This window comes from Flavobacterium psychrotrophum (assembly GCF_003403075.1).
Lineage (GTDB): Bacteria > Bacteroidota > Bacteroidia > Flavobacteriales > Flavobacteriaceae > Flavobacterium > Flavobacterium psychrotrophum.
Genome location: NZ_CP031557.1, coordinates 1,268,280 through 1,292,980, shown reverse-complemented (window position 1 = coordinate 1,292,980; position 24,701 = coordinate 1,268,280). Strand labels below are relative to the sequence as shown.

Genomic DNA, 24,701 nt, shown 5'->3' with positions numbered 1-24,701 from the left:
TTGAACCTGTAAACATACCGCTTATTTATAGGGTGCTTATTACAGGTTGCCTCTTATTCTATTGCAAATATACTGCCTTAGCTTTTTTACTAATTATTTGAGCGACGTCGCCATGTAAATTATAATCATGTAAAAGCTGTACTTGAACAATAGTTAAAATTACCGCATAAACCCGTTTGTCATGGGCGATAACTATTTTATAAGTTAAATTTACAGGACGTATAGTATCAATGGAAAAAGATCACCACTATTACCAGCAACTTGAAGATGTCGTGCTAAGCGCGCCTTTTCCCATTGGTGTTTACACAGGGCGTGAACTTACCGTTGTCTTGGCCAACCAGGCCCTCGTTGATGCCTGGGGAAAGGGCGCTGACATTATAGGCAGGTCCTATCTCGAAATACTTCCTGAATTGGAGGGCCTGGGCATTTATGAACAGCTGTGGCAGGTTTTAGACACCGGTGAGCCCTATATAGCTACAAACAGGCGTGTTGACCTTATTAAGAAAGGAATAAAAGAAGTCCATTATTTTAATTATACGTTCACTCCCCTAAAGGCACCTGACGGAACGGTTTACGGTGTGATGAATACGGCAGCAGACATAACCGAACTGGTCATGGCCAAAAACCATGCAGCTGAAGCAGAAGAAAAGCTTACGCTCGCAATTGAAAATGCTAAGCTGGGCACCTACGAAATCAACCTGGAGAACGGTAGGATAAAAACCTCCGGGATATTTAAGGAAATATGGAGGATAACAGACCCCATCACAAATTATGATCTGATTGGCAAACTTCACCCCGATGACCTGCACATAAGGGAGCAATCTCACCGGGAAGCGGAACTAACCGGGAAAATGTCCTATGAGTTACGGATTATCCACAACAATTCAGAAGTGAGGTGGCTGCGCATTAACGGTTTTTATATTGATTCGCCGGATACCAAAAGCCTGTTTGGAACAGTACAGGATATTACAGAACAAAAATCATTTGAAGAAGAACTGAAGTTAAAGGTAGACGAGCGTACCCGGCAATTGCTGCGTTCAAACGAAAGCCTTTCCCAGTTTGCACACGCCGTCAGCCATGACCTTAAGGAACCCCTGCGTAAAATACGTTTTTTCACCGGTGCGCTTAATGATATGCTGGAACCCGATAGTAAGGCACGTACGCTCTACGCCGCAAAAATCGAAAAATCGGCAGCAAGGATGCACAGCATGATTGAAGATATACTGGCCTACTCCGTTATGGATGCCGCCGCATTCAGTGTACAGAAAATCGACCTTAATGTACTGCTTTCCGAAGTCCTGGGTGACTTGGAGCTGGTGATAACGCAGAAGGACGCTGTTATTAACCAGTCGCTGCTTCCTGATATACAGGGCGCACATGTACTCCTTAGCCAATTGTTCTACAACATAATTGGAAATAGCCTGAAGTTTTCCCGTGAGGCAGTACGGCCGCACATAAACATAACCAGCCATTTGTTGAGTAAACCTTCGGGTGACTGCATCAAGATTGAAATAGCCGATAATGGCATTGGCATCGAGAAAGAATTCGTTGATAAGATCTTTGAGCCTTTTAAACGGCTACATTCAAAAGATACCTATGATGGAACCGGGCTGGGGCTTTCCCTTTGCCATAAAATAGTGCAACGCCATAACGGTACAGTATCCGTGTGGTCCGAAATAGGCCTCGGTACTACATTTGAAATTATCCTTCCGGTAACCCAAATACAAATAGGGCTTTAAAATGATGCCAGTGGGTTTGGAAAAACCGGGGCATCCGCTGTAAGCCAATACTTTACAATGTGCTCCATGGCCTGCTGGAATTGAAGGTAATCGTTCAGCTTGTGGAAAAAACCATGTGCCGACTGCTCATAGGCCCTCGCAATAGTTGCATCTGTTGCTGAAGTGGTGATGAAAATAAAGGGCACACATTTACGGCGTAAATTTTCATCTGCCAATATACTGTCCCTGAACTGGTATCCGCTCATTTTGGGCATATTCACATCCGAAAAAATGATAAATGGATTTACGGACTCCCCCGCCAGATAATCGAGGGCAGAATACCCGTCTGTAAAACAAATTATCTCATTGGGATAATGCAAACCCTCAAGGATTTCCTTTAATATTTCCCTGTCATCAGCGTCATCATCTATTATAATGATAGGACCGTCTTTCCTTACCATATATCATATTAAAGTGCAAATGTAGTAATGTATTGTTACTTTCTATAAAATTTAACCAAGTTTCTTGAATCCATATACAAACCAGGGAGAAAATATGTTGAGGTTTATTTTATATTTACTATAAATAAAAATAATAATTTGTTTACTTATATTTGTTAAATAAATAAACAAATACAAAAACATGAAAGGCATTTTAATGGTCAATCTCGGCTCACCGGAGAGCCCCACCGCAAAGGACGTAAAACCCTATCTGGACGAATTCCTGATGGATAAATACGTAATTGACTACCCCTATATCCTAAGGGCGCTTCTTGTAAAGGGAATAATACTCCGTTCGCGTCCGAAAGCTTCTGCAGAGGCTTATGAAAAAATATGGTGGGAAGAGGGTTCACCACTGATTGTTTTGAGCACGAGGCTAAAGGAAGCTGTTACAGCTAAATTATCCACCCCCGTTGCATTGGCTATGCGCTACGGAAAGCCTTCCCTGGAAGAAGGACTTGATGAACTTGCCGCCAAGGGAGTAGACCACGTACTGGTAGTACCGCTGTACCCCCAATACGCAATGGCCACTACCCGCACAATTGTAGAGAAGACAGAAGAAATCAGAAGCCGCAAATTTCCTTTCATGCTTATGGAACACTTTGCCCCTTTTTACAATAAGCCGGAATATGCACGCGTATTGTCCCAGTCAATAAAAGACGCGCTGAACGGGTTTCAATATGACCATATCCTTTTCAGCTACCACGGCGTGCCGGAGCGCCATATACGGAAAACGGACCCGACGGGCTCCCATTGCCATATCGATAGCGAGTGCTGTTCCTTGAAATCCACAGCACATCAATTCTGCTACAGGCACCAATGTTATGAAACAACAAGGGCTGTTGCCGAAATACTCAAACTGCCTGCCGAGCGCTATTCCGTAACCTTCCAAAGCCGCCTGGGCCGCGATAAGTGGCTTGAGCCCTATACGGATAAACGGATTGCGGCGATGCCGGCAGAGGGCATAAAAAATCTGGCTGTGGTAACGCCCGCTTTTGTATCGGACTGTATCGAGACACTTGAGGAAATCGCTATGCGTGCTAAAGACGACTTTTTAGGTAACGGAGGTAAAAATTTCATCACCATCCCTTGCCTGAATGATCGGGAAGACTGGACGGATGCTGTCGCAGGCTGGATAAGCGACTGGGTTGATGAAACAACGCAGACAATGCATACCTGACATATACCACCAAGAAATGAACGTCGGACAAAACAAGTAAAGCGGGCTAAAGCCCGCTTTCTGAATAAATACCCCCACGATATTTACGACATGTAATTGTTAAAGGTAAAAAAATAAATTGATTACATAGCAGGTAATATCACTTTATTAATGGCGTGCACTACACCATTGGAAGCCTGCACGTCAGTAGCAACTATTGAAGCAACCCTGCCGTTAGCGTCTGTAATAGAAGCACCGCCTTCGAGATTAACAGTAAAACTTCCTCCCTCGAACGTCGGAACGCTCATATTATCGGTCAGCGAAGCAGCAAGCACATTTTGCCCGGTTACCACATGGTATTTTAAGGTGTTTTCCAGGGTTGCCTGCGGGACATCAGCCAAACCCGAAAGACCCAGCTCCTGTAATAACGATGAAAAAGCATTATTGGTGGGTGCGAAAACCGTAAACGGTGCATTCTGTGAACCGGAAAGTATCCCTACAAAATCAGGCTGATCCTCACGTGTCAGCGCTTGTACCAGTATCGAGAAATCAGGGTTAGCAATTGCATGGTTTACAACTGTCGGTAAACCTATTACACTGTTGACAACATGTACAACGCCATTGCTTGCCATTACATCAGCCCCTGTTACCGTAGCACCACCATTGGCAGTTCCACCATTTAAAACAACCCCGTTGGATGTATTTATAAACATACTTAACGTATTAGTAGAGGATGCACTTCCCTTTCCCATTGTCTTCACATATCCCGTCTGCAGCGACGAAGAAGCCATTGTACCGGAAACAACGTGGTTAAGCAACAACTCTTTTAGGGCAGCTACAGGAACCTGTTCAATTGATGTATATTCATTTTGCTGCAAATAGTTCTCGAACGCCTGGTTGGTCGGGGCAAATACCGTAAAGCTGCCTTCACCGTCAAGGGTACCGGTGAGGCCTGCGCGGTTCAATGCTGTGGAAAGCGTAGAAAGTTCTGGGGTCGATGCGGCAAGGTCAGCAATGGAGTTACCGTTCTGAGCGGTATTGTTGTCGTCATCGCTGCAAGAAGTTACCATCGGTGCTACTGCAAGCAACAGGATGGCAAGAGGCCTGAAAAAAGTTTTTCTGTTCATAGATTAAAGTTGTAAGATTTGTAACCCAAAAATACATACGTTTATTTTTTGTCCAATGTTTTTTGTGAAAATTTTAAACAAAAAAGTTTTGAAAAAATGTTTATCTTCGGGAGCCACTTCTATCGACCGACAAGAAAGAAACGCAACACATCATTTTAAACCGGGACCAAATGGACACAACACGACCAAAGGAAAAAGAACGCGAATATTGGCTTGACCTCCTCCGGTTCATTGCAATATTCATGGTAATATGTATACATTGTGCCGATCCCTTCAATATCTCACCGGAAGCCCGGGCGAATCCGGAATATAATTTTTGGGGCAGTCTGTACGGCGCATTTCTCAGGCCCTGTGTACCTCTTTTTGTAATGATTACCGGTGCGCTATTGTTACCGATTAAAGAAAATACGGGAGCTTTTTACAAAAAAAGGCTTTCCAGGATTCTTATTCCTTTCCTTATCTGGTCCATCCTGTACAATTGCTATCCCCTGCTCACCGGGATGCTGGGCCTGGACCCTGCTGTTGTAAGTGAGACATTTGCCTATGCCGGCCCGCATCCTTCCCAATCCGTGGAAGATACTATTGCCCGGCTGATTGCGATACCTGTTTCATTCAATGCGTATACCATACATTTATGGTACATTTTCATGCTGGCAGGGCTTTACCTCTATATGCCTTTTTTGACAGCATGGATAGAAAAAGAGGATCTTTTTCAGTATAAAATATACGGCGCATTTTGGGCAGCAACCCTTTTTCTGCCTTACGCGTTCCGTTTTACAGCACCCGACATTCTGGGTCGCAGTGCGTGGAACAGTTTCGACACCTTTTATTATTTTGCTGGGTTTAATGGCTATCTCTTCCTGGGATATTGTGTAAAGAAATATCCATTAGAACTAAATACGGCAACAAAATACATTTTGTGCGCAGCACTATTTTCCACGGGTTATCTTATAACGTATCTTGGCTTCCGGTACATGACTGCAAACCCGGGGAGTACGGAAAACGATGTGGAACTTTTCTTCCTGTATTGCTCACCACAGGTCGCGCTGATGACCCTGGCCGTAATACTGTTTATCAAGCACGTAAAAATACGTTCCAAAACCGTCAGAAAATACCTTGCAAGGACGACGCAATACGGATTAGGCATCTACCTCTGTCATTATTTTGTAGTAGGGCTTGGCTATGCCATTTCGCAAAAGCTTTCCATACCCGTATCAGTAAGGATCCCGTTTACAGCCCTTGTTGTTTTCGCCATAAGCTGGATCGTTGTGCACCTTTTCTACAAAGCCACACCGCGATATGCCCGCTGGATATTTGGGTAACAAAGTGGCACGAGATATAATGTTTATCCGAACTTTGCTACGGCAGCATGCAAGGTGGTAAAAAGTTCAAGGTAAGGGTTGTTAACCAGGTCAACTTCGGAAACCCTCCGCCCCACTACCCAAAGCGCCGATTCACTTTGACGGCACTTTCGCTCGAGTGTGACGATGTATTCACCAAGCGGGCGCTCTTCCGGAAGAACGGTAATGTAGGTAATGTAGGTAATCCCCGTAAACAGCTTATTTATTTCGTAAAGACTGTCCAACGGCATATTGCTGCCCAGATAAATACAGGCCTTACCCGAGGCTACGATTTCGTATTGCAAATAAAGGAGCCCTAACTCATGTATTTCGCCAAAAGGCAGGAAGAGTACATAGTCAGGAGAGGCCCCTCTTTTTAATTTCCTTCCCGCCAATGCCGTCTGTTGCACCACATACATACGAATCAGGTTGCTTATAAAGTGCTCGTGCGCCGGTTGTATGGTAGCTGTTTGCCACATCAGGCCTACCTCTTCGAGAAAAGGGAGAAAGTATCCCATAAACACTTCGCGAAATGGCATTTTGGTCAGCAAATGATCGGTTGTGTCGCCGAATAATGCCTGGTCAAATGTCATCATGGAAAGCTTATACTGATGCAGGATGTGTGCAATATCCTGACGGGTACTGCGTAACTCCACCACCATTTTTTCAATTTCCGCCCCGCCCATCCGGGCAACCTTCGATATCTTTATGCCATACTCGGTCAGCACAGCAATATTCAGCAGTTTTCTTAAATCATCAAGCGTGTAACTACGCAGGTTGGTCTCACCCCGCTCAGGTGTAAGGATGCCATACCGACGTTCCCATACACGTATCGTGTGCGCTTTAACCCCTGACAGGTTTTCAAGGTCGCTGATTGAAAATGTAGTTTTTATATTGTTCACCCCTATTCGTATGATTATTAAACATTATAGAACAAAAATACACATTTAGAGCATCAAAATTGTTTTAAAACACAGATTAAAATAATTTGAATAAAAGAAATATCATCCAACGCTGTTAAAAAAAGGGCACAGATATAAAAATTAAATTTGTTTAATTACTTTTGTTAAAACATAAAACAATATAAAATTTATATTTCTCATGTTATTTCCTACCGCATATCACCAAATACGGAACCGGTTGTCAGAATTCAACCCGGAAGGATATGCCGGTACACGCAATTTTACATACGGCAGTGTCTCCGGACTCTCGCCCTATCTCTCACGGGGCGTAATTACATCGAAAGAAGCGTATACAACGCTTCTAAATAATTATGGCAGAAGCCAATGCATGCCTTTTTTGAAACAGCTCCTTTGGAGGGAATATTTCCAAAGGAAACTGCAGTTTGACCCGGACACAGCTTTCTACCCGTTACATTACATTAAAAATGCAGACATTCCGGAAGCCCTGCTCACGGCATCTACAAGTATTGAAGCAATAGATAATGGCATCAGGACTTTATACAAAACGGGCTATATGCACAACCACCTGCGCCTCTATACCGCTTCAATTTGTTTCATGGCCGGTTTCAGTCAGTTACTTCCGGCACAATGGATGTATTACCACTTGCTGGACGGCGATTGGGCCAGCAATTATTTTTCATGGCGATGGGTCGGCGGTGCGCTTACCGGAAAACGCTATATTGCCAATCAGGAAAACATTAATTTTTTTACCGGAACACATCAGGAAGGCAGCTTCCTGGACAAAAGCTACGAACAACTCACGGAATTAACCCACGTTAAGACACTTTCAAAACAGGCTGAAGTCGAATTTAGGACAGTATTGCCTCAAACCGCCATGCCTGTGCTGAAGGCTAAGCAGCCGGTATTGCTCTATAACAACTATAACTTAGATCCTATATGGCATGATAAGAGCGATTACCATAGGGTGTTACTACTGGATCCTTCGCATTATCAACGGTACCCCGTTAGCAGCAACGTTTTGAATTTCACATTGGAACTTGCAAAAAATATTACAGGCATCCAAATTTACGCTGGCGGCTTTACAGAACTGGTTCTTGAATATCCTGATGCCCGGTTCCTGGCAAAGGAACACCCTCTTTTTTACTATCCTGGAGCAATGGTTGAACCCCGGGATTGGCTCGCGCCCGATGTAACCGGTGATTATCCCTCCTTTTCACAGTATTTTAAAGCAATAACAAAAAAATATCCCGAATATGCAGCCGCTTAAAACATTTATAATTGCTGGAGCAAGCAGTGGCATCGGCCTTGAGATCGCCAAGTTGCTGGTGCAGGAAAACTACTTTGTTTATGGTATCAGCCGTACACCGGGGCCGCTTCAAGGTACACCGCATTATAAACATCTGGCATACGACTTTACTTCCACAGAGGCCTTGCCGCAAGTCAACACCGCAATAAACGGCTTGGTCTACTGCCCGGGCAGTATCACACTTAAATCTGTAGAACGGCTATCCGAAACCGACCTTGACCGCGACTGGCACCTCAACGCACGCTCGGCCTTTGGATTTGTGAAGAAATACAAGCCGCTATTGGAAAGCGAACCCTCAATAGTATTATTCAGTAGCGTGGCCGCCCAGAACGGACTCCCATTCCATGTGAGCATTGCCATGGCAAAAGGTGCAATAGAGGGACTCACTAAGGCGCTTGCTGCAGAATTTGCACCAAAAATAAGGGTGAATGCTATAGCCCCCTCACTGACAGATACCCCACTTGCTGCCCACCTGCTCAATACCGAGGCAAAAGTTACTTCGGGGGCACTGCGGCACCCCTTGCAATCCATTGGAAATGCCCGAAATATAGCAAAGCTCGCCTGCTACTTGCTATTGGACGGGTCGTGGGTGTCAGGACAGGTATTAGGGATCAATGGCGGATTGGGTTCCATAATGAGATAAGTAAAGCGGAAGTCGCCCGGACGTGCGAAAACCTATCATTTTTACCCATATATTAGCAAGAGTATACATTATGAGCAAAGACTTCACACCGGCGCAAACCGACAGGATCATTGAAATGGCATGGGAAGACCGGACGCCTTTTGAAGCCATTCGCCTACAGTTTGGACTGAATGAATCACAGGTAAGGCAACTGATGCGAAAGGAATTAAAATCGGGCAGTTACACCCGTTGGCGCGAACGTGTAGCGGGCCGGCGAACAAAACACGCAGCTAAAATATCGGTTACCACAAACCGGTTTAAAAGCAGCATGCAGCGACAGATTACAGGTAATAGAATATCCAAAAGGTAAATACAAAAGCAGACAATCAAATTTAGATAAAATAATATGAAGATAGCCATAATCGGTTCCGGTATTTCCGGTTTGTCGGCAGCTGCTTACAGCGCCAGGCAGGGCCATGAAGTGCACGTGTTTGAAAAAAACGGCAGCCCCGGCGGAAGGGCACGACAGTTTACAACCCCCGAAGGCTATACCTTTGATATGGGCCCAAGCTGGTATTGGATGCCCGACATCATTGAACGCTTTTTTAATGACTTCGGGCATACTGCTTCTGATTTCTACAGGCTCGTCAGCCTGGACCCACAATTTGAAATGGTCTTTGACGAGAGTAGCATTTCTTTGCCTGAAGGTATGGACGAAATGGAAATACTATTTGAATCAATAGAGCCGGGTGCCGGTACGAAATTTATACGCTTTATGGAGGACGCAGCGTATAAATACAAAATCGGGATGGGAAAGTTCGTCGAAAAACCCTGTCATTCCTGGCTGGAATTTGCCACACCGGATATTGCGATGAGCGCACTGCGCATGGACCTGCTTACCAATTACAGCAGCTACGTACGCAAATACTTTAGTAACCCCAGGCTAATCGCCCTTATGGAATTCCCCGTGATATTCCTGGGTGCAGCACCAAAAGATATCCCGGCTCTATACAGCCTCATGAATTACGGCGGGTATGCTTTGGGCACCCACTACCCTATAGGCGGGTTTTACAAACTGGTGGATGCCATGGTGAAAATTGCATTGGAACAGGGTGTGCAGTTTCATTTTAATAGCCCTGTCGATAAGATTAACGCATCAGGTTCCAGGGTTAGTTCGCTTGTTTTGAAAGGACATGAACTATCCTTCGATGCGGTCATTGCGGCCTGCGATTACCACCATGCGGAAAGCCTGCTGCAAACCGGCCATCGTAATTACTCGCCAAAATATTGGGAAAGCCGGACTTTCGCCCCGTCATGCCTTATCTTTTACCTGGGCTTTACCACCACGTTGCCAGGGCTGGGGCACCATACCCTGTTTTTCGACAAGGATATGGATGCCCATATCGATGCTATATACAAAACCCCCGGCTGGCCCGCAGCGCCGTTATTTTATGTATGTTGCCCATCAAAGACCGATCAGGGGGTAGCGCCACCCGGACATGAGAATGTGTTTTTGCTCATGCCCCTTGCAACCGGTATCGAAGACAGCACAACACAACGTGAAAAATACCTGGATATAATGCTGGAGCGGCTTGAATCCCGTATTGGCGTTCCCGGGCTGAAAGAAAAGATGGACTTTTGCCAAAGCTACTGCGTCAGCGACTTTGTAAGCGACTACAATGCCTTCGGTGGGAACGCATACGGATTGGCCAACACGCTCAGGCAAACCGCGGTGCTAAAGCCTTCATTACGAAACAAAAAACTTAAAAACCTGTTCTACGCAGGACAGCTGACAGTTCCGGGACCCGGTGTCCCCCCGTCCATCCTGTCCGGAAAAATAGTATCCAATGAAATTTTAAAAGCAAAAAAAACATTCCATGAAAAAACTGTTTGACGAATTATCGCAACAGGTAAGCAAGCTTACCACCCAAAAATACAGTACCAGTTTTTCACTCGGAATCCTGGCGCTCAGCCCCTCCATACGCCCCGCCATATATGCCATATACGGGTACGTACGTCTCGCCGACGAAATTGTGGACAGCTTTCATGGGTACGACAAGGTGCAATTATTACGGCGTTTACGCATACAGACCGATGAGGCCCTTGAAGAAGGAATATCGCTGAACCCTATACTAAACGCATTCCAGCAAGCTGTCAGCACCTATAGCATTGGCAGACCGCTTATAGACCAATTTCTCAGGAGTATGGAGATGGACCTGGAACCACAACATTACGATGAAGGGCTTTATAAGGAATACATACTCGGCTCTGCTGAAGTAGTAGGGCTGATGTGCCTGCACGTTTTCGTTCACGGCGACCTGCAATCCTATGAACGGCTTAAGCCTTATGCGATGAGCCTTGGCGCAGCCTTCCAAAAGGTAAATTTCCTGAGAGACCTGCGCGACGACCACTTCGAACTGGGACGGACTTACTTTCCAAATGTCGACATCCGTAATTTTGATAACGCTATAAAAAAGGAAATTGAGCGCGATATCCGTAAAGATTTTGAGCGGGCACTGATAGGCATCCGGATGTTGCCCCCCACCTCACGGTTTGGCGTCTATCTCGCCTACCGCTACTACATATCACTCTTCCTTAAAATTGAGAAAACTCCGGCAGACCACATACTGCAATCCAGGATACGGATTCCTAACAGCAGGAAGCTTTCGTTAATGATGTCCAGTTACGTGCAATACAAAATAGCTGCAGTATGAAAGCGGTGTACGTGTTGATAGCGTGGTTTACTTTTACGACCGACCATACCACCGATGGCCTGGAGGAAGTACGCCTGAATTATGCCAGGGCTGTTGAAAATAAGGAGTTATGCAGGGAAATGATCGAGCGTTTCGAAAAAAAAACTAAAAATGCCATTGAGCAGGCATACCTGGGAGGATTTCAGGCCATATGGGCAAAGCATGCGTTCAACCCGTTGAAAAAGCTTGAGTCATTCAACAACGGCAGGCAAGCTATAGAGGCTGCTGTTCAAAAGGAGCCATTCGATGTAGAAGTACGCTGCATACGGCTCTCGGTGCAGAATAATGCACCTTCGATACTTGGATATACCGGCAACATAAAGGAAGACCGCGATTTTATAAATGCTAACAGGGCAAAGATTACTTCTCCTGCGCTGCAACGGATGGCTGATAAACTAATATACGAATAACCGATATGGACATAGTTGATTTTATAATAGTGGCGGTAACATTTTTTATAATGGAAGGCCTGACCTGGGTGATACACAAGTACGTGATGCATGGACTGCTTTGGGCGCTACACCGCGACCATCACGACCACAGTAACAAGGGCAACCTTGAGAAAAACGATTATTTCTTCCTGATATTCGCCACGCCCGCCATTTTGATGATGTACACTGGTGTACGTAACGGGTTCAGCCCGGTATTTTATGTTGGCGCGGGTGTGAGCCTCTATGGCATGGCGTATTTTTTTGTACACGATATTTTTATACACCAGCGTTTGCAATTCCTGCGAAACACTAAAAACCCATATCTTTTAGCCATTCGCAGGGCCCATAAGCAGCATCACAAGCATACCGGTAAACAGCACGGCGAGTGTTTTGGTTTTCTGTGGGTACCTATAAAATATTTTAAAATGTACTTCAAAAAACAAAAGTAATGGCCCAATACACGTACCTGATTGTCAACATACTTACAATTATAATCTGCTTTTCCTTTTCCTTCCACCCGAAAATACGGTTCTACAGGTATTTCGGGGCGTTCCTGTTAGCGTCGGTCACTGTGGGCGTACCGTTCATAATATGGGATATTTGGTTTACGGCGAGAGGCGTTTGGTGGTTTGATGATAAGTACATCATGGGCTTGCGTATAGCGGGACTGCCCATTGAGGAAATTTTATTTTTCGTCTGTATCCCATTCTCATGTGTGTTCACGCATTATTGCCTCAACAAATTCTTCAATTGGGGTTGGGCGGCAAGATATAACAACGGAATAACAGTGGCGGGATGCCTTCTGGCAATCCTCTCACTTTTGAAGTATAGCAACGAACTATATACCGCATTTACAGCAATAGTGCTGTTTCTTACATTAATTATAATGAACAGGATAGTGAAGTGCAACGGCCTGGGGCAGCTGACCCTGGCTTACCTGCTGCTGATGCCGGGATTTATTACAGTAAACGGGGTATTGACCGGTACCGGTCTCGACAGCCCTGTGGTAAACTATACCCCGTCTGCAATTACCGGATACCGAATACTCACCATACCATTGGAAGACTTTGCCTACGGGTATGTACTGGTGCTTTTGAATATAATGGTGTTCAATGCTATACGCGGAAAAAATACCCTTACAATAGCTGTCCACAAATCTTAAAAAACATTTTAAAAATTAAATAAAAATACATTCATTTCTTTAATGGCAGGGCATACCCACGCAACGCAGCCGGTCTGCTGATGATTTTCAAATCAATTACCTTTTAACTCTTGTCAAAAGTGACGGGGTGCCCCGCTGAAGAATGACTTTTTCCAAAGCGCCGTTTAAAGTATATCTGACATGTGGTCTTTGTTAATTAAAATATAAATACGTCTTTACAGTTTAGAAATAGGCTAATTTGCGACTGAATAATTTAATTAGCTTTTTGGATTATGATAAAAAAAGAGTCCCTTAAATATAATTATAATTGGAGGCCAACAGCAATTCCGGGAAACGATGACAATACAAATGTATCAAATGGACATGATGTCCTTACATTTATAAATTGGTTCTTTAAAGAGCATGGGCTGATGAGCCTGCATAATGTGGAGCGGATAGAATGGCTGCTTCAAAAAGCACCTCAGAATTACAGGTCCAAAGATGAACTTTGTTCGTATGTCCGGAAAAATTGGGACCGCTTCCCGGAAGATATGTCAAAAAAGTTGGTTGGTAAATCTATTGAGAGGGTTGGCGAAATGCTTTAAGGCTTTGGAAAGGTATTCCGATGTCAATGCTATCGTTCCACTGAGCCATTTGCCATCGAAGCACTCATTGCCGCATACCATAGTGGACAACAGTGGCTGGACGCACTAAAGCTTTACCTCTATGATAATTATTTATATCTGAAAACATTTGTAGAAAAGCATATACCACAATTAAATGTCACGCCCTTGCAGGCAACCTATCTTGTATGGTTGGATTGTTCCTCAGTGTCAAAGCCCGTTTCAGCACTTGCCTCAGAATTATTACAGGACCATAAGCTTTGGGTTAATCCGGGGACGATGTACGGGGATGAAGGCCAAAATTTTTTACGAATAAATATTGCGTGCCCACGCCCGTTACTGGAAGAAGGCCTTGGAAAATTGCTGCTGGCCTTCAATAAAATGCTGTAATTGCAACGTATGCTATTGCCTTGCAAATATAAGTTCATGGTTAATGCTACGAGTAGTGCGCTAACCGATACCCTTTAAGGATAATAGCCAATTTATACAACAATCATTAAAGTTAAGAATTGCTATGGGCTGATATCAGTTGTTGCCTCAGTAAGGCGACAAGTAATGAATCACTTTAGAAATAATAATCAGGACGGACTATCATTTTTACCCTCATGATAGCAGCGCGGGGACTATACGGCGCACCTGGCCCAGTATTCTACGATATTTAATAGCCGTTCCCCTAATGCATTGTAATCGGCAATACCGTGGAAGTAACCACTGGCTTGCACATCGTAAACACGCTTGAGCATTTCATCATTACTGCTCGCCGCGTATAAGATGTAAGGGAAACATTTACGTGCGAGTGTGGTGTCTGCAAGTATCCGTTCGCGAAGCTGTAGGCCGTTAAGAGCATTTAGGTTTATACTGCTGAATACAATAAACGGCTTTTCGCAGCCTGTAAGTACCGTCAAAGCGTTACGGCTGTCATCGATGACAATAAGTTCATTGTCAGGACTAATACTGTTGAAAAGCTCGCAAAGCAATTCGGCCTCTTCAGCATCGTCCTCTATTAATACAATCGGTCCTTTAGTGTTCATAGTGAGGTGAGGGAGTGCTTATTTTATTACGTAACAGTAGCGACAGCGCTACAATGGATAATGGCACCACCAGAGATATAAATAAGATTAGCTCCGCTATTATCATTAACAGCGCAAAATAATGTCTATACCAACCTGTTTTATGCGGTTTAGCCGTCTCCATAAGGTGCGGGTTTTTAGTAAAGCTACGATTTCCCAACAGCAGAAAAAATTACATTAACGTAACTTTGTACATTTGAAGTGTGACTAATATTACATTACAGAATTTCAATATTTTCCAGGCAATACGCTGCCCTATTTAGTATCTCTTCCTTTTGGCCGGCCTGCATTTTATTCCATAAATTATACACCATGCGAAGCCTGGGGTGATTTTCCAGTTTTTTTATGTTGCGGTCATGGAAATCCCAGTACAGGCTGTTAAACGGACAGGCATTTTCGCTTGTGCGCTCCTTGCGGTCGTAATGGCAACCCTCGCAATAGTTACTCATTTTATGAATGTAGTTGGCGCTTGCCGCGTAAGGTTTAGAGCCTGTAATACCACTATCGGCGTACTGGCTCATACCGCGCGTGTTGGTTATTTCAACCCATTGGATTGCATCAATGTAGATGCCAAGGTACCAAAAATCGACTTCATCAGGTGCAATACCTGCCAATAACGCAAAATTACCGGTAACCATAAGCCTTTGGATATGATGGGCATATGCACCCTTAAGTGACTGTTCAATCGCATGCCTCAGGCAGTTCATTTTGGTTTTGCCTGTCCAATACCAATTTGGCAGTTTACGTGTATGTTTAAAGAAATTCAGTGAAGCAAACTCAGGCATTTTCATCCAGTAAATACCTCGCATGTACTCCCGCCACCCTAAAATCTGCCTTACAAAACCCTCAACCTGATTTAAATAGATATGCTTCTTATTACTCTCCCAGGCAGTAATTGCTGCCGCTATAACCTCATGTGGCGATAGCATCTTGGTATTCAGGGAAAACGACAAACGGGAATGGTACAGGTACCACTCCTCAGTATGTATGGCGTCCTGAAATGTCCCAAAAAGCGGAAGGCAATTATTTATAAAGTGATACAACAGTTCAAGTGACTGTTTGCGGTCAACAGGCCACGGGAAATCACTGGGAGTTATAGAACCTATTGTCCTTATTTTAGCCTCTGTGATTCTCTTATACTGCGATGTTACATCATTTTGAAGTAATAATGGAGGCAAAGGCTTATGATCTTTAGGTAGTTTCCTACGGTTATCCTGGTCGTAATTCCACTGTCCTCCTTCGGGTTCAGTACCTTGCATTAAAATATTATGCTCTTTACGCATGTGCCTGTAAAAATTCTCCATTAAAAGGAGCTTCTTACCTTCAAAAAATGCTGTTACTTCTCCCCTTTGTGTAAAAAAATGCTCAGTATCAAACGCCTTTGTATCTATAAAAACCTTTTTGCAATAGGATGCCAAGGCTTTATCCAGCCGGTATTCATCAGGCAGCTGGTATTGAAAACACTCAATTCCGTGGGATTGTATAAGTGCATCGCAGTTCTTCTCAAAACTTTGCTTATTATGAGCATCATCCAGCTTAATATAGTGTACCTCATGCCCTTCTGATTTTAAGTATTCCGCAAAAACTTCCATGGCAACAAAAAAGGCACAGGCTTTTTGTATGTGGTGCCAAACATAATCTGTTTCACTACGTACCTCCATAAGTACATACAGTACTGCATCATCTTTAGATGCATACCAGGAGTGCTTACTGTTGAGCTGATCGCCTAAAATCAGCCGTAACGTTTTATATTTTTTCTTCATCTTTTTGCTGCGCTGCATTTTTTACTGCAATACACTACCTGCTCCCAGTTACGTTCCCACTTCTTACGCCAAGCAAACGGCTTGTTGCAAACTGGGCATATCTTCTGGGGCAGGTGTTGCTTCTTTATACCTTTCATCAGTCGTTTGCTGCAATTTTATTGATCATACCGTTGAAAATAAAATAATGGAACGGCAGCACTGCGTACCAGTACAATCTGCCGCCTATTCCTAAGGGACGGAATGTTGCCGTTTGATACACTTTATCTCCTTTTACCCGGAATTCGAGCCATGCTTCGCCAGGCATTTTCATTTCAGCATACAGCAAAAGCCTTTTATCGTCACGGCTGGCATAAATTACCCGCCAGAAGTCAATAGTGTTTCCTGTGACGATAGAGGATGCATTAGTGCGCCCGCGATTAAGCCCGACCCCTCCGAAAAGCTTATCAAGAAAACCACGGAACTCCCATAGCCAGTTGCCGTAATACCAGCCGGAGGATCCACCAATAGCGAATATACGGTTGAGTGCCTTTTCAGTATCCTCGGCTCTACGCACTTTCTTATCCGTAAATACCCCAAATTCGGGGACTTTTAACTGCTTCTTCACCATCTGCTTTGAGTAGGTGCCACCCAGTGCATCCTTCCAGCTTGAAAGTACGAGGTTTTGCTCTATCTTATCGAAAGCGATACGTATGGCTTCCCTGTAGGATATGGGTTGTATACCTAGTTTATCTTTTAAATCGTTTGGCTTAGCTACCACATCAACACTCATACTGTCTACAAGGTTTTTAGCCAATGCATAGGATGTAGAGGTCACGAAATACAACCAGTATGAAGAAAGTTTTGGCGTCATGACGGGCACGGTGATAATACGCCTTTTCAACCTGCGTTCTGCTGCAAATTCCAAAAGCATTTCCTTATAGGTTAAAATGTCCGGGCCATATATGTCATAGTGATTCCCGAATGCAAACTCTTTAGCCAGCACGCCATATAAAAATTCGATTACATTACGTATGGATATCGGCTGGCACTTGGTTTTAATCCATTTGGGTGCAACCATTACAGGTAATTTTTCTACCAGGTCCCTGATAATTTCAAAAGATGCACTACCGGAACCCACTATGATACCTGCCCGCAATGTTGTTACAGGCACTTTACCCGAATTAAGCACCTCTTCAACCTTTTTGCGGGAAGCCAGGTGTTTGGATAGCTGTCTGTCATTCACAATACCGCTTAGGTATATTACCTGCCTTGCCGCTGTCGCATCGATCGCTTCAATAAAGTTACGTGCGGACATTTCTTCCTTGCTGCTAAACTCGCCGACCGAGCTCATCGAGTGTACCAGGTAATATGCAGCATCAATATCCTTTGGAAAGGAATCCAGGCTAGCCTTATCCAGGAAATCAGTTTCAATAACCCTGAGGTTGCTCTTTTTTCCGTATTTCCTTGTATTGAATCGCGACGCATCGCGTACGGAACATATCACCTCATGGCCCTGCTCCAAAAGTACGGGAAGCAGCCTTTGGGCAATGTACCCTGTTGCACCGGTAAGAAGTATTTTCATAATACGACAGGTATAAGTTAATTGCAATTTAAGGGATTTTCCCGACAAGATGAAGTATTCATGAAGTTGATGAGTTTCTCGTTTTATTTTATCTTTAATAGGTATACAACCAGAAATTTTAGGAAGGTCATGTGCAATCCGGCTCGGAGCGATCAGGTTTATAGCACGTATTCGGAGCACTGCCATTACATAATCAACTTCACGAGTAACGGTCTCCCCATGAATCTGGAAATTGTAATCTGCTGAGGGACAAGAAAATTGTTTGCTTAAGACTCCATCCTACTAACTACAAACGGTGTTGCTGTGACGCCAACTGTGATCAAAATGTGCATCTCCCCGTTTGCGTGGTGTTGACTAAAATTACTGTTTAGCTTTCATATAAAGTGTTGCAACGATAACAATTGTGAAAAAGTTAGTAATTTTTTTGAGCAGCAAATGGTTTACCATCGAGGGGACACGTATATACTTTTATAAAAGCTGTAATTAAAAATCGCATCCCGTCAGTACAGCCGTTTGTATTTTTAAATGAAAGTCCCAAATACTCGTGACTTTTTTTATGATCATGAAAGCTGAGAACTCAAAAGGGTAATCAATATACTAACTTAAAAAATACATCAGTTCAATATACGCTCGGTATTCTCTAAAGGGCAAATCATTGACACATGCGCGTTATCCGGCGTTGGACCTTTCATCAAATTTACAATCTAATCTCCGCATGCCCTTAACTAAATCCCCTGCTGATCCATATAGTCGTATTCGAATGTAACTGGACGATTATCTGCAAGCGTCCTATATTATTATTGGTTTATACTTTAGTCCCCTTACAAGGGTTCGCATAACGAAAATAATATGAAGAGCAGCCCGTACGCTTATACCAGGGCTGCAACCTATGATAACTTTAGCAGTAACATCATTTTTATCTAATTAATATTAACCCTAAGCTGAAGTGTACTATTCAACGTCTTAATACTCAACTTCATTTTCGAGTAACAAGTTTGAAAACTTTTCCCAAGATAAACCGGTAAAAGGCAGCTAATGTATTGCGGGTAAAGCACGTTGGAAAAAGCAAAAGACTACGGCATAATGGCTTTGCTCGCACACTCACAAACCCACCCGTTGGGACTTATTCCGTTTCCTTTTGTTTTCCCGCTTTACCCGCACTGTTTACCTGCTTTCTTTTTCCGGTTTTCTTTTGGGAAAAAGTTATGCGGAGCGCAAGCGAGGCAGGACTGCCACGAATGAGGATTGGAGAAAGATACAAAACGAATGTATCATTTAATAAGGACGATTATGACAATTATCGGAAGAGTGACAAGGGATGCCGAGGTGCGCAACCTGTCAAACAACAAAAGTGTAGTGAGTTTTTCAGTAGCCGTAAACCACGACTATAAAGCGAAAAACGGGGAACGTGTGACCCAAACAGAATTTTTTGACTGTGCCTATTGGTTTTCTACAGGGGTGGCGCAGTACCTGACCAAGGGCAGCCTTGTAGAACTCTCAGGGCGTGTGTCTGCCCGTGCGTGGATGGGCAACGATGGAGAGCCTAAAGCAGGGCTGAACTTCACAACCACCGACATTAAACTGCACGGGGGCGGTAAAAACGAAACCGAACCGCAGGCAGGACAGCAGCAATCCCAACAACAGGCACAGCAACCGCAGCAGCCTGTAAACCAAACAGCGAACACAGCCCCTCTGCAAAATGCTGAACCGCTACAGCCTGCCAATGCAGCAGCAGCAACCGTGTACGAAGCCGAAACGCTGCCCAATGGCGAAGTACCCAACGATGACCTGCCATTTTAATACTTAACCTTAAATTCTGAAATCATGGCACATAATATAAGTTTTAATGAGCAGACAGGACAACACGCCTTTATGAGTGTAAAACAAACCGTATGGCACGGGCTTGGGCAGGTAGTAGAGAACTACCCGACAAGCCGTGAAGCCATAGCGTTTGCAGGCTTGGACTATGAGGTAGCCAAAGCCCCAATTTTCGCAAGGGGCGCAGGGCTATTCGATACCTATCCCGTACCCGACCAGTATGCCACCATGCGCACCGATACCAAAGCCGTGTTTGGCGTGGTCGGCAAAGACTACCAAATTGTACAGAATGCCGATGCGTTCGCCTTTTTCGATGCCATTGTAGGCGGTGGCGAGGGCATACTGTATGAAACCGCAGGCGCACTCGGAAACGGGGAACGCATATTTATAACCGCAAAACTGCCCGGCTACATCCGAGTGGGCAATGGGGACGATGTAACCGAAAAGTACATTTTCCTGACCACCTCCCACGATGGCAGTGGTTCAATAACCGCAGCCTTTACACCCGTGCGTATCGTCTGCCAAAATACCCTGAATGCAGCCTTGAAAACCGCAACCAACGTGGTACGCATACGCCACACCGCAGGGGCTAAAGAACGTTTGGAGCAGGCGCACAAAGTTATGGGCGTTGCCGATAACCTGTCAATACAGTTAGAGGGCATTTTTAACGAGTGGGCTAACGTGCGCATTGCCGATAAGCAAGTAAAACAGTTGATACAGTTGGCACTTTGCCCGAACAAAGAAACCTACAACCTTTTAAAGAAAGGGGCTACCGAGGAACTTTCAACGATGTATAAAAATGCCTGTGATGCCGCATTCGAGTACGCTATGGCAGACGATACCCAAAGCCTTGTAACCACCAAAGGCACACTTTTCGGTGCTTACAATGCTGTTACGGGCTACTACCAAAATGTACGCAGCTTTAAAACGGGCGAGGATAAACTTAAAAGTATCTGCCTTGGCGGTACGGCACAGGCAAGGGTGCAGAAAGCCTTTGACCTGTGCGGAGATTTCTCTAAAAACGGGGCGGTTGCCCTGCAATTCAACTGATAGTTAACCGCTGCACCGCTAAGCGGTGCAGCATAAAATACAATGTTATGAGCATATTAGCACCCACCACAGAACGCAAGGCAGTAACCACACTAAAAAAAGTATTGCCCATTTTTGAAAGGCTTGACCACGTGGCAATGAGCGCAGCCGATGCCTTTGACACCACAACCGCCCTGAACCTTATCAGGCATATAATAGAAAGCAACCCTGAACCGAAACGCAAACCCAAAAAATAAACGCCATGCCTGTTACAAATTTTTTCGCCCATATCGCAGCCATCCCGTTCGAGGGCTGCCTGAACATTACCGTCAAAAAAGACGGGGAGCAACTGACCACCTCCGTACTGCTGCAAAACGACGGCTGTGGGGATGCTGCCAAAAACCATATACCGCCCTTAATTTTAAGGGGTAGCGCAAAGGAACTGTGTGAGGGCTTTTTAGATGCCATTACCACGCCTGTTGCCGAAACCTCTAAACTGCTCGTTAATATGGAGCAGTTTCTTAAAGGGCAGGAAGCTGCTAAGAAAAATGCTGCGATGGAAAAGAAGAAAACCGAAAAGGTTGATAAAGCCGATAAATCAGACAAGCCTACCACGCCCGAGGAAATCAAGGAAATGAAATACAAAGGCATTATGGCGGAGGTGGACAAACTTGAAGCCGCAGGCAAATTCAGGGAAGCGTGGTTAAAAGTTCCCAAAACTTCCGAGTTCCCCGACAAATCCGAGGAACTGCGCAACCGCAGGGCGAGCCTGTCGGCTCAATTCAGCCCCGACCTGTTTGACGCAGGACAGCCTGCTACCGATATAACGAATGTTGAACCTAAAACCGAACAAGATGCTACAGACCACACTACTGCCGAGGGTGTTCCTGATGAAAGACAAGGGGAATGAGTTTACCCTGACCGACCCCGACCCGAAATGGAGCGTGGAAGCCGTGATGAATTTCTATGCGAACACCTACCCGACACTAACGACTGCCAAGACCGTCGGCCCTGAAATTAAGAGCGATACCGTGCAGTACCGTTTTGAGACGACTATGGGAACAAAAGGATAAGTATAAAACCTAACGTTATGGACTATGCAAAAGATACTATCGGGGCAGTTACGGCTGCCCCAAAACAAAAGGCAAAAGCTGCTGCACAAAAACGCAGCCGAGTTCCTGATGGTCTTGCAACGCAGGAAAGACACCGCCGAGGTGCTTGCCGACCGCCCGACCTCAACCCCTGTGGGGCTGCTGCCTATGGTTTTCTGAAAACCCGTTTCCTGCCACACCACACGGGGCAGGCATTGGCAGTCGGTAATGAAAAGGAGGACTTTTACCGCAGTTTTCGACTGCTGTGTGAACACTATAATATAATCCCTGTAGATACCACAGCGTTTGCCTATCCCTATGGCAGGGAGGTTGCACTGCACGAAGCAGCACGGCTACTTAACGACAAGTATTCCCAACACATTGGTTTGGAAGTATTGGGGGATAACGGCAGTTTTGCTGTGGAAGCAACAGAAACCTGCTATACAGGGAACACGCTATTTTATATCCCTGTGCTACCCCTACATTATATGATGCAGGACAAAAAGCACCGCAAAGGCGCACGGCTCTTGCTTTGTGTTTTCAGCTACCTCTTCCATACCGTTAATATTCCGTACTACACCGAGGACAGTTTTTTGTATTGGCAATATGAAATGGTTACCGAGTGGGTAACCAATGACCCTGATGATTGGGAACAAAAAGACTATTACGATTATGTAAGCCAGTTACGGGCTGCACAGCATTACGGAGAAACAATGTTACGCAGGATTTGGAATACAATACACTTTGACCATTTTGAGGAATGGCTCAAAGCCTTTACGCCCTGTGATGATTTGGACAGACAATGCCACGCCATAGCCCAAAAGTTTTACAGTCTGTGGCAGGACTACCCCGAAAACAGTATTTACAAACACGCTGATACAAGCTGCCTGCCCGACTATGAGAACGACGATTTTGATGATGATGAATGTATTACAATGGAAAAATATGTAGGTTTTGTGGCTTCCACCGATGGGTGGCTGTATGAAAATGTACAACAATCCGTTAACGGCTCTTTCAGCGAAAGCCTTTCAAAACAGGAGCCTGTGTTAAAACGCTTCTTTGACGGGCAACCGCAGGACAGCGATACCCTTGATTTTGAATGCCGATTGTTCCCACTACTGAATGAACTGTGTTACCTCTTAAACAATTACGATTATGACACCAAACGCCCCACTATACCAACCTAACGCAGCCCTTGTGGTATTTACTGCAAGTGGTTTTACCGCCCCCTATATTGAGTTTTACGATATGGACGAAAGCGGAAGCCCCGTAAACCCGCACCCGTTAACGGTACGGGAAGCGCAAAGCCTTGCCAAAGCACTCGATACCCGAGAGCAGGCAGGAAAGGCATTCCTGCGCCCCGAGGGCATACTGCCTGCAAACGTGCTGCACCTTGACCCGTCCGACAACGGCAGCGTGGTATGGTACACCAAACCCCAACGCCAAAAGTTACACTTTGCCGAAAGCCTAGGATTGCAAAACGGCACGGTTGCGCTGCCTGCGCTCGTATGGAAAGCCAACAAAAAGGAACTGCAACTATTTGCGCTCAATGGCAAAAGCAAACCGAAAGCAGAAACCCCGTTATTCCACGCCCCTTTTTTAACCTATACCAAAAGGGCAACGTGTGTATGGGTAACGTCAATGTTGCCATTAAATCCGCTGCGACCTTGGAGGAATTTATTACTGCATGGCAGGGGTATTTTTTCGGGAGTTATTTTTCCCATCATATCAACGAACACAACCCCGTTGGCGTTAACCTGTTTAACCTCTATAAAGAACTGATGGCAGCCCCTAAAAAGCCATTCCCTACCGATACCCTGAGAGCCACACCGCTTACCCTTAAAAATTTACTATAATGGAAACGAAAAAAGCACACTTTACCGCACCCGAACTGTTGAACCCTACCAACCCTATAAGCGTATGCCTTATTGGCGCAGGGGCACAGGCTCGCAGGTGCTGACGGGCTTGGCACGGATGTCGCACAGCCTGCAACAGTTAGGACACGCAGGCTTTCAGGTCAGCCTGTGGGATAACGATATTATTACCGATGCCAACCGTGGCAGGCAGTTGTTTGCGGAATGTGAAGTCCGCTTATCCAAAGCTACCGCCCTCATTACCCGTACCAACCGATTTTTCGGCACTGCTTGGAAAGCCATAGAAAAATCATTTACCGTTGCTACAGCAACAGGCAGGAATGCGATTTATATCTCCTGCGTGGACACCGCAGCAGCACGTTTCGGGATAGCTGAAATATTAAATGATTTGGATTTGAGTACGCACCGTACCGATACGCCCCGCTATTGGATGGATTTTGGCAACAGCAGGGACACAGGGCAGGTTATGCTGTCCACCATCGGCAGTATCAAACAGCCTGCATCCGAGAAGTTTATACCTGTGGGCAGCCTGCCACAGGTTACGCAGGAATTTGCGGAATTGCTCACGCAGGGCGATGCCGAAAACCTACCAAGCTGCTCCCTTGCCGAAGCACTCGAAAAGCAGGATCTGTTCATCAACTCCGTTTTATCGCAGATGGGATGCAGCCTGTTATGGCAGCTGCTCAGGCAGGGTCTGACCCTTGAGAGGGGTTTCTTTCTGAACCTGGGGAATTTTCGCAGCCAACCGTTAGCGGTTGGCTGATTAGCCCGGATGGCGGCGCAAAAGGCAATCCCTCCCTGTGGTCGGGAACACCTTTTTGCGGTTTGAAAGCGGATGCGCCCGCACGGTAA

27 protein-coding genes and 3 pseudogenes are annotated in these 24,701 nt (G+C 45.1%); 23 read left to right on the top strand and 7 right to left on the bottom strand.

The window, feature by feature from the left end:
• The first annotated feature begins 230 nt into the window (after nucleotides 1-230).
• Nucleotides 231-1,739 (top strand): sensor histidine kinase, encoded by a 1,509-nt coding sequence (locus DYH63_RS05645; protein ID WP_116787888.1) that lies wholly within the window; start codon nucleotides 231-233, stop codon nucleotides 1,737-1,739.
• Here DYH63_RS05645 and DYH63_RS05640 read toward each other — a convergent pair.
• Nucleotides 1,736-2,179, bottom strand: a complete 444-nt coding sequence (locus tag DYH63_RS05640) for a response regulator (RefSeq protein WP_116787887.1) — start codon at nucleotides 2,177-2,179, stop codon at nucleotides 1,736-1,738. The two genes, DYH63_RS05645 and DYH63_RS05640, sit on opposite strands and share 4 nt — an antisense overlap.
• Before the next feature lie 181 nt (nucleotides 2,180-2,360).
• On the opposite strand from DYH63_RS05640, the gene hemH reads away from it, so the two are divergent.
• Nucleotides 2,361-3,398 carry a ferrochelatase gene (gene hemH, locus DYH63_RS05635; protein WP_116787886.1) on the top strand — a complete coding sequence of 346 codons (1,038 nt, stop codon included), beginning with the start codon at nucleotides 2,361-2,363 and terminating at the stop codon, nucleotides 3,396-3,398.
• Between the two features lie 122 nt (nucleotides 3,399-3,520).
• Here hemH and DYH63_RS05630 read toward each other — a convergent pair whose 3' ends face one another.
• Nucleotides 3,521-4,504, bottom strand: a complete 984-nt coding sequence (locus DYH63_RS05630) for a fasciclin domain-containing protein (protein WP_116787885.1) — start codon at nucleotides 4,502-4,504, stop codon at nucleotides 3,521-3,523.
• 170 nt (nucleotides 4,505-4,674) lie between these two features.
• On the opposite strand from DYH63_RS05630, the gene DYH63_RS05625 reads away from it, so the two are divergent.
• Nucleotides 4,675-5,826 carry an acyltransferase gene (locus DYH63_RS05625; protein WP_116787884.1) on the top strand — a complete coding sequence of 384 codons (1,152 nt, stop codon included), beginning with the start codon at nucleotides 4,675-4,677 and terminating at the stop codon, nucleotides 5,824-5,826.
• Between the two features lie 23 nt (nucleotides 5,827-5,849).
• On the opposite strand, the gene DYH63_RS05620 is transcribed toward DYH63_RS05625, so the two are convergent.
• A complete protein-coding gene (locus tag DYH63_RS05620) occupies nucleotides 5,850-6,746 on the bottom strand; it encodes a MerR family transcriptional regulator (protein WP_116787883.1) in 897 nt (298 codons plus the stop codon).
• Nucleotides 6,747-6,984: 238 nt separating this feature from the next.
• On the opposite strand from DYH63_RS05620, the gene DYH63_RS05615 reads away from it, so the two are divergent.
• The 11 genes and pseudogenes from DYH63_RS05615 to DYH63_RS21750 all read left to right on the top strand — a co-directional run bounded on the left by DYH63_RS05615 (nucleotide 6,985) and on the right by DYH63_RS21750 (nucleotide 14,033).
• A complete protein-coding gene (locus DYH63_RS05615; RefSeq protein ID WP_162926938.1) occupies nucleotides 6,985-8,034 on the top strand; it encodes an FAD-binding domain-containing protein in 1,050 nt (349 codons plus the stop codon).
• Nucleotides 8,021-8,716 (top strand): SDR family NAD(P)-dependent oxidoreductase, encoded by a 696-nt coding sequence (locus tag DYH63_RS05610; protein ID WP_116787881.1) that lies wholly within the window; start codon nucleotides 8,021-8,023, stop codon nucleotides 8,714-8,716. The genes DYH63_RS05615 and DYH63_RS05610 overlap by 14 nt, the downstream gene beginning before the upstream one ends.
• A gap of 70 nt (nucleotides 8,717-8,786) precedes the next feature.
• On the top strand, nucleotides 8,787-9,065 hold the full coding sequence (locus DYH63_RS05605; protein WP_116787880.1) for a TIGR03643 family protein: 279 nt from the start codon (nucleotides 8,787-8,789) through the stop codon (nucleotides 9,063-9,065).
• Between the two features lie 72 nt (nucleotides 9,066-9,137).
• Nucleotides 9,138-10,589 (top strand): phytoene desaturase family protein, encoded by a 1,452-nt coding sequence (locus DYH63_RS05600; RefSeq protein ID WP_369692821.1) that lies wholly within the window; start codon nucleotides 9,138-9,140, stop codon nucleotides 10,587-10,589.
• Nucleotides 10,573-11,409 (top strand): phytoene/squalene synthase family protein, encoded by an 837-nt coding sequence (locus DYH63_RS05595; RefSeq protein WP_116787878.1) that lies wholly within the window; start codon nucleotides 10,573-10,575, stop codon nucleotides 11,407-11,409. Before DYH63_RS05600 ends, DYH63_RS05595 begins: the two co-directional genes overlap by 17 nt.
• Entirely contained in the window at nucleotides 11,406-11,858 is a 453-nt protein-coding gene (locus tag DYH63_RS05590) for a hypothetical protein (protein ID WP_240409064.1), read from the top strand. Before DYH63_RS05595 ends, DYH63_RS05590 begins: the two co-directional genes overlap by 4 nt.
• 5 nt (nucleotides 11,859-11,863) lie before the next feature.
• Nucleotides 11,864-12,328, top strand: a complete 465-nt coding sequence (locus DYH63_RS05585) for a sterol desaturase family protein (RefSeq protein WP_116787877.1) — start codon at nucleotides 11,864-11,866, stop codon at nucleotides 12,326-12,328.
• A pseudogene (locus tag DYH63_RS21585) lies at nucleotides 12,328-12,552 on the top strand (lycopene cyclase domain-containing protein); the annotation flags it as partial. The gene DYH63_RS05585 and the pseudogene DYH63_RS21585, both read left to right, overlap by 1 nt.
• A gap of 147 nt (nucleotides 12,553-12,699) precedes the next feature.
• Nucleotides 12,700-13,041 carry a lycopene cyclase domain-containing protein gene (locus DYH63_RS21580; RefSeq protein WP_240409103.1) on the top strand — a complete coding sequence of 114 codons (342 nt, stop codon included), beginning with the start codon at nucleotides 12,700-12,702 and terminating at the stop codon, nucleotides 13,039-13,041.
• Nucleotides 13,042-13,313: 272 nt separating this feature from the next.
• Nucleotides 13,314-13,625 (top strand): hypothetical protein, encoded by a 312-nt coding sequence (locus DYH63_RS05575; protein WP_116787875.1) that lies wholly within the window; start codon nucleotides 13,314-13,316, stop codon nucleotides 13,623-13,625.
• A 54-nt stretch (nucleotides 13,626-13,679) separates the two neighbouring features.
• Nucleotides 13,680-14,033 (top strand): aminotransferase class I/II-fold pyridoxal phosphate-dependent enzyme, encoded by a 354-nt coding sequence (locus tag DYH63_RS21750; protein ID WP_369692844.1) that lies wholly within the window; start codon nucleotides 13,680-13,682, stop codon nucleotides 14,031-14,033.
• Nucleotides 14,034-14,266: 233 nt separating this feature from the next.
• Here DYH63_RS21750 and DYH63_RS05570 read toward each other — a convergent pair whose 3' ends face one another.
• The 4 genes from DYH63_RS05570 to DYH63_RS05555 form a co-directional block, all read right to left on the bottom strand.
• A complete protein-coding gene (locus DYH63_RS05570) occupies nucleotides 14,267-14,674 on the bottom strand; it encodes a response regulator (RefSeq protein WP_116787874.1) in 408 nt (135 codons plus the stop codon).
• Nucleotides 14,675-14,931: 257 nt separating this feature from the next.
• Nucleotides 14,932-16,476 carry a cryptochrome/photolyase family protein gene (locus tag DYH63_RS05565; protein ID WP_116787873.1) on the bottom strand — a complete coding sequence of 515 codons (1,545 nt, stop codon included), beginning with the start codon at nucleotides 16,474-16,476 and terminating at the stop codon, nucleotides 14,932-14,934.
• The gene (locus DYH63_RS05560; RefSeq protein WP_116787872.1) at nucleotides 16,473-16,613 is read right to left on the bottom strand and encodes a DUF2256 domain-containing protein; all 141 of its coding nucleotides are present in this window, start codon (nucleotides 16,611-16,613) and stop codon (nucleotides 16,473-16,475) included. The genes DYH63_RS05565 and DYH63_RS05560 overlap by 4 nt, the downstream gene beginning before the upstream one ends.
• Nucleotides 16,613-18,037, bottom strand: a complete 1,425-nt coding sequence (locus tag DYH63_RS05555) for an SDR family oxidoreductase (protein ID WP_116787871.1) — start codon at nucleotides 18,035-18,037, stop codon at nucleotides 16,613-16,615. The genes DYH63_RS05560 and DYH63_RS05555 overlap by 1 nt, the downstream gene beginning before the upstream one ends.
• A gap of 1,290 nt (nucleotides 18,038-19,327) precedes the next feature.
• On the opposite strand from DYH63_RS05555, the gene DYH63_RS05550 reads away from it, so the two are divergent.
• The 9 genes and pseudogenes from DYH63_RS05550 to DYH63_RS05520 all read left to right on the top strand — a co-directional run bounded on the left by DYH63_RS05550 (nucleotide 19,328) and on the right by DYH63_RS05520 (nucleotide 24,612).
• On the top strand, nucleotides 19,328-19,837 hold the full coding sequence (locus tag DYH63_RS05550; protein ID WP_116787870.1) for a single-stranded DNA-binding protein: 510 nt from the start codon (nucleotides 19,328-19,330) through the stop codon (nucleotides 19,835-19,837).
• Between the two features lie 24 nt (nucleotides 19,838-19,861).
• Nucleotides 19,862-20,905 carry a DUF932 domain-containing protein gene (locus tag DYH63_RS05545; RefSeq protein WP_116787869.1) on the top strand — a complete coding sequence of 348 codons (1,044 nt, stop codon included), beginning with the start codon at nucleotides 19,862-19,864 and terminating at the stop codon, nucleotides 20,903-20,905.
• Nucleotides 20,906-20,952: 47 nt separating this feature from the next.
• On the top strand, nucleotides 20,953-21,141 hold the full coding sequence (locus tag DYH63_RS21230; RefSeq protein ID WP_162926937.1) for a hypothetical protein: 189 nt from the start codon (nucleotides 20,953-20,955) through the stop codon (nucleotides 21,139-21,141).
• Nucleotides 21,142-21,146: 5 nt separating this feature from the next.
• The gene (locus DYH63_RS05540; protein WP_205528284.1) at nucleotides 21,147-21,794 is read left to right on the top strand and encodes a prtrc system protein e; all 648 of its coding nucleotides are present in this window, start codon (nucleotides 21,147-21,149) and stop codon (nucleotides 21,792-21,794) included.
• Complete coding sequence (locus tag DYH63_RS05535; RefSeq protein ID WP_116787868.1) at nucleotides 21,739-21,957, top strand: PRTRC system protein C; 219 nt, start codon at nucleotides 21,739-21,741, stop codon at nucleotides 21,955-21,957. The genes DYH63_RS05540 and DYH63_RS05535 overlap by 56 nt, the downstream gene beginning before the upstream one ends.
• A 17-nt stretch (nucleotides 21,958-21,974) precedes the next feature.
• Nucleotides 21,975-23,162 (top strand): hypothetical protein, encoded by a 1,188-nt coding sequence (locus tag DYH63_RS05530; protein WP_116787867.1) that lies wholly within the window; start codon nucleotides 21,975-21,977, stop codon nucleotides 23,160-23,162.
• Nucleotides 23,131-23,532 (top strand): annotated as a pseudogene (locus DYH63_RS21575) (PRTRC system protein B); the annotation flags it as partial. The gene DYH63_RS05530 and the pseudogene DYH63_RS21575, both read left to right, overlap by 32 nt.
• On the top strand, nucleotides 23,484-23,831 hold the full coding sequence (locus tag DYH63_RS21570; protein WP_240409101.1) for a prokaryotic E2 ligase family D protein: 348 nt from the start codon (nucleotides 23,484-23,486) through the stop codon (nucleotides 23,829-23,831). The pseudogene DYH63_RS21575 and the gene DYH63_RS21570, both read left to right, overlap by 49 nt.
• Nucleotides 23,831-24,612: pseudogene (locus tag DYH63_RS05520) on the top strand (PRTRC system ThiF family protein). The gene DYH63_RS21570 and the pseudogene DYH63_RS05520 overlap by 1 nt, the downstream one beginning before the upstream one ends.
• Nucleotides 24,613-24,701: the final 89 nt, after the last annotated feature.

Excerpts from the sequence above, each read along its gene's own strand:
- DYH63_RS05645 (WP_116787888.1), top strand. The coding sequence starts at position 231 with ATGGAAAAAGATCACCACTATTACCAGCAACTTGAAGATGTCGTGCTA.
- DYH63_RS05640 (WP_116787887.1), bottom strand. The coding sequence starts at position 2,179 with ATGGTAAGGAAAGACGGTCCTATCATTATAATAGATGATGACGCTGAT.
- hemH (WP_116787886.1), top strand. The coding sequence starts at position 2,361 with ATGAAAGGCATTTTAATGGTCAATCTCGGCTCACCGGAGAGCCCCACC.
- DYH63_RS05630 (WP_116787885.1), bottom strand. The coding sequence starts at position 4,504 with ATGAACAGAAAAACTTTTTTCAGGCCTCTTGCCATCCTGTTGCTTGCA.
- DYH63_RS05625 (WP_116787884.1), top strand. The coding sequence starts at position 4,675 with ATGGACACAACACGACCAAAGGAAAAAGAACGCGAATATTGGCTTGAC.
- DYH63_RS05610 (WP_116787881.1), top strand. The coding sequence starts at position 8,021 with ATGCAGCCGCTTAAAACATTTATAATTGCTGGAGCAAGCAGTGGCATC.
- DYH63_RS05605 (WP_116787880.1), top strand. The coding sequence starts at position 8,787 with ATGAGCAAAGACTTCACACCGGCGCAAACCGACAGGATCATTGAAATG.
- DYH63_RS05595 (WP_116787878.1), top strand. The coding sequence starts at position 10,573 with ATGAAAAAACTGTTTGACGAATTATCGCAACAGGTAAGCAAGCTTACC.
- DYH63_RS05590 (WP_240409064.1), top strand. The coding sequence starts at position 11,406 with ATGAAAGCGGTGTACGTGTTGATAGCGTGGTTTACTTTTACGACCGAC.
- DYH63_RS05585 (WP_116787877.1), top strand. The coding sequence starts at position 11,864 with ATGGACATAGTTGATTTTATAATAGTGGCGGTAACATTTTTTATAATG.
- DYH63_RS05575 (WP_116787875.1), top strand. The coding sequence starts at position 13,314 with ATGATAAAAAAAGAGTCCCTTAAATATAATTATAATTGGAGGCCAACA.
- DYH63_RS05570 (WP_116787874.1), bottom strand. The coding sequence starts at position 14,674 with ATGAACACTAAAGGACCGATTGTATTAATAGAGGACGATGCTGAAGAG.
- DYH63_RS05565 (WP_116787873.1), bottom strand. The coding sequence starts at position 16,476 with ATGAAGAAAAAATATAAAACGTTACGGCTGATTTTAGGCGATCAGCTC.
- DYH63_RS05560 (WP_116787872.1), bottom strand. The coding sequence starts at position 16,613 with ATGAAAGGTATAAAGAAGCAACACCTGCCCCAGAAGATATGCCCAGTT.
- DYH63_RS05555 (WP_116787871.1), bottom strand. The coding sequence starts at position 18,037 with ATGAAAATACTTCTTACCGGTGCAACAGGGTACATTGCCCAAAGGCTG.
- DYH63_RS05550 (WP_116787870.1), top strand. The coding sequence starts at position 19,328 with ATGACAATTATCGGAAGAGTGACAAGGGATGCCGAGGTGCGCAACCTG.
- DYH63_RS05545 (WP_116787869.1), top strand. The coding sequence starts at position 19,862 with ATGGCACATAATATAAGTTTTAATGAGCAGACAGGACAACACGCCTTT.
- DYH63_RS21230 (WP_162926937.1), top strand. The coding sequence starts at position 20,953 with ATGAGCATATTAGCACCCACCACAGAACGCAAGGCAGTAACCACACTA.
- DYH63_RS05540 (WP_205528284.1), top strand. The coding sequence starts at position 21,147 with ATGCCTGTTACAAATTTTTTCGCCCATATCGCAGCCATCCCGTTCGAG.
- DYH63_RS05535 (WP_116787868.1), top strand. The coding sequence starts at position 21,739 with ATGCTACAGACCACACTACTGCCGAGGGTGTTCCTGATGAAAGACAAG.
- DYH63_RS05530 (WP_116787867.1), top strand. The coding sequence starts at position 21,975 with ATGGACTATGCAAAAGATACTATCGGGGCAGTTACGGCTGCCCCAAAA.
- DYH63_RS21570 (WP_240409101.1), top strand. The coding sequence starts at position 23,484 with ATGGAAAGCCAACAAAAAGGAACTGCAACTATTTGCGCTCAATGGCAA.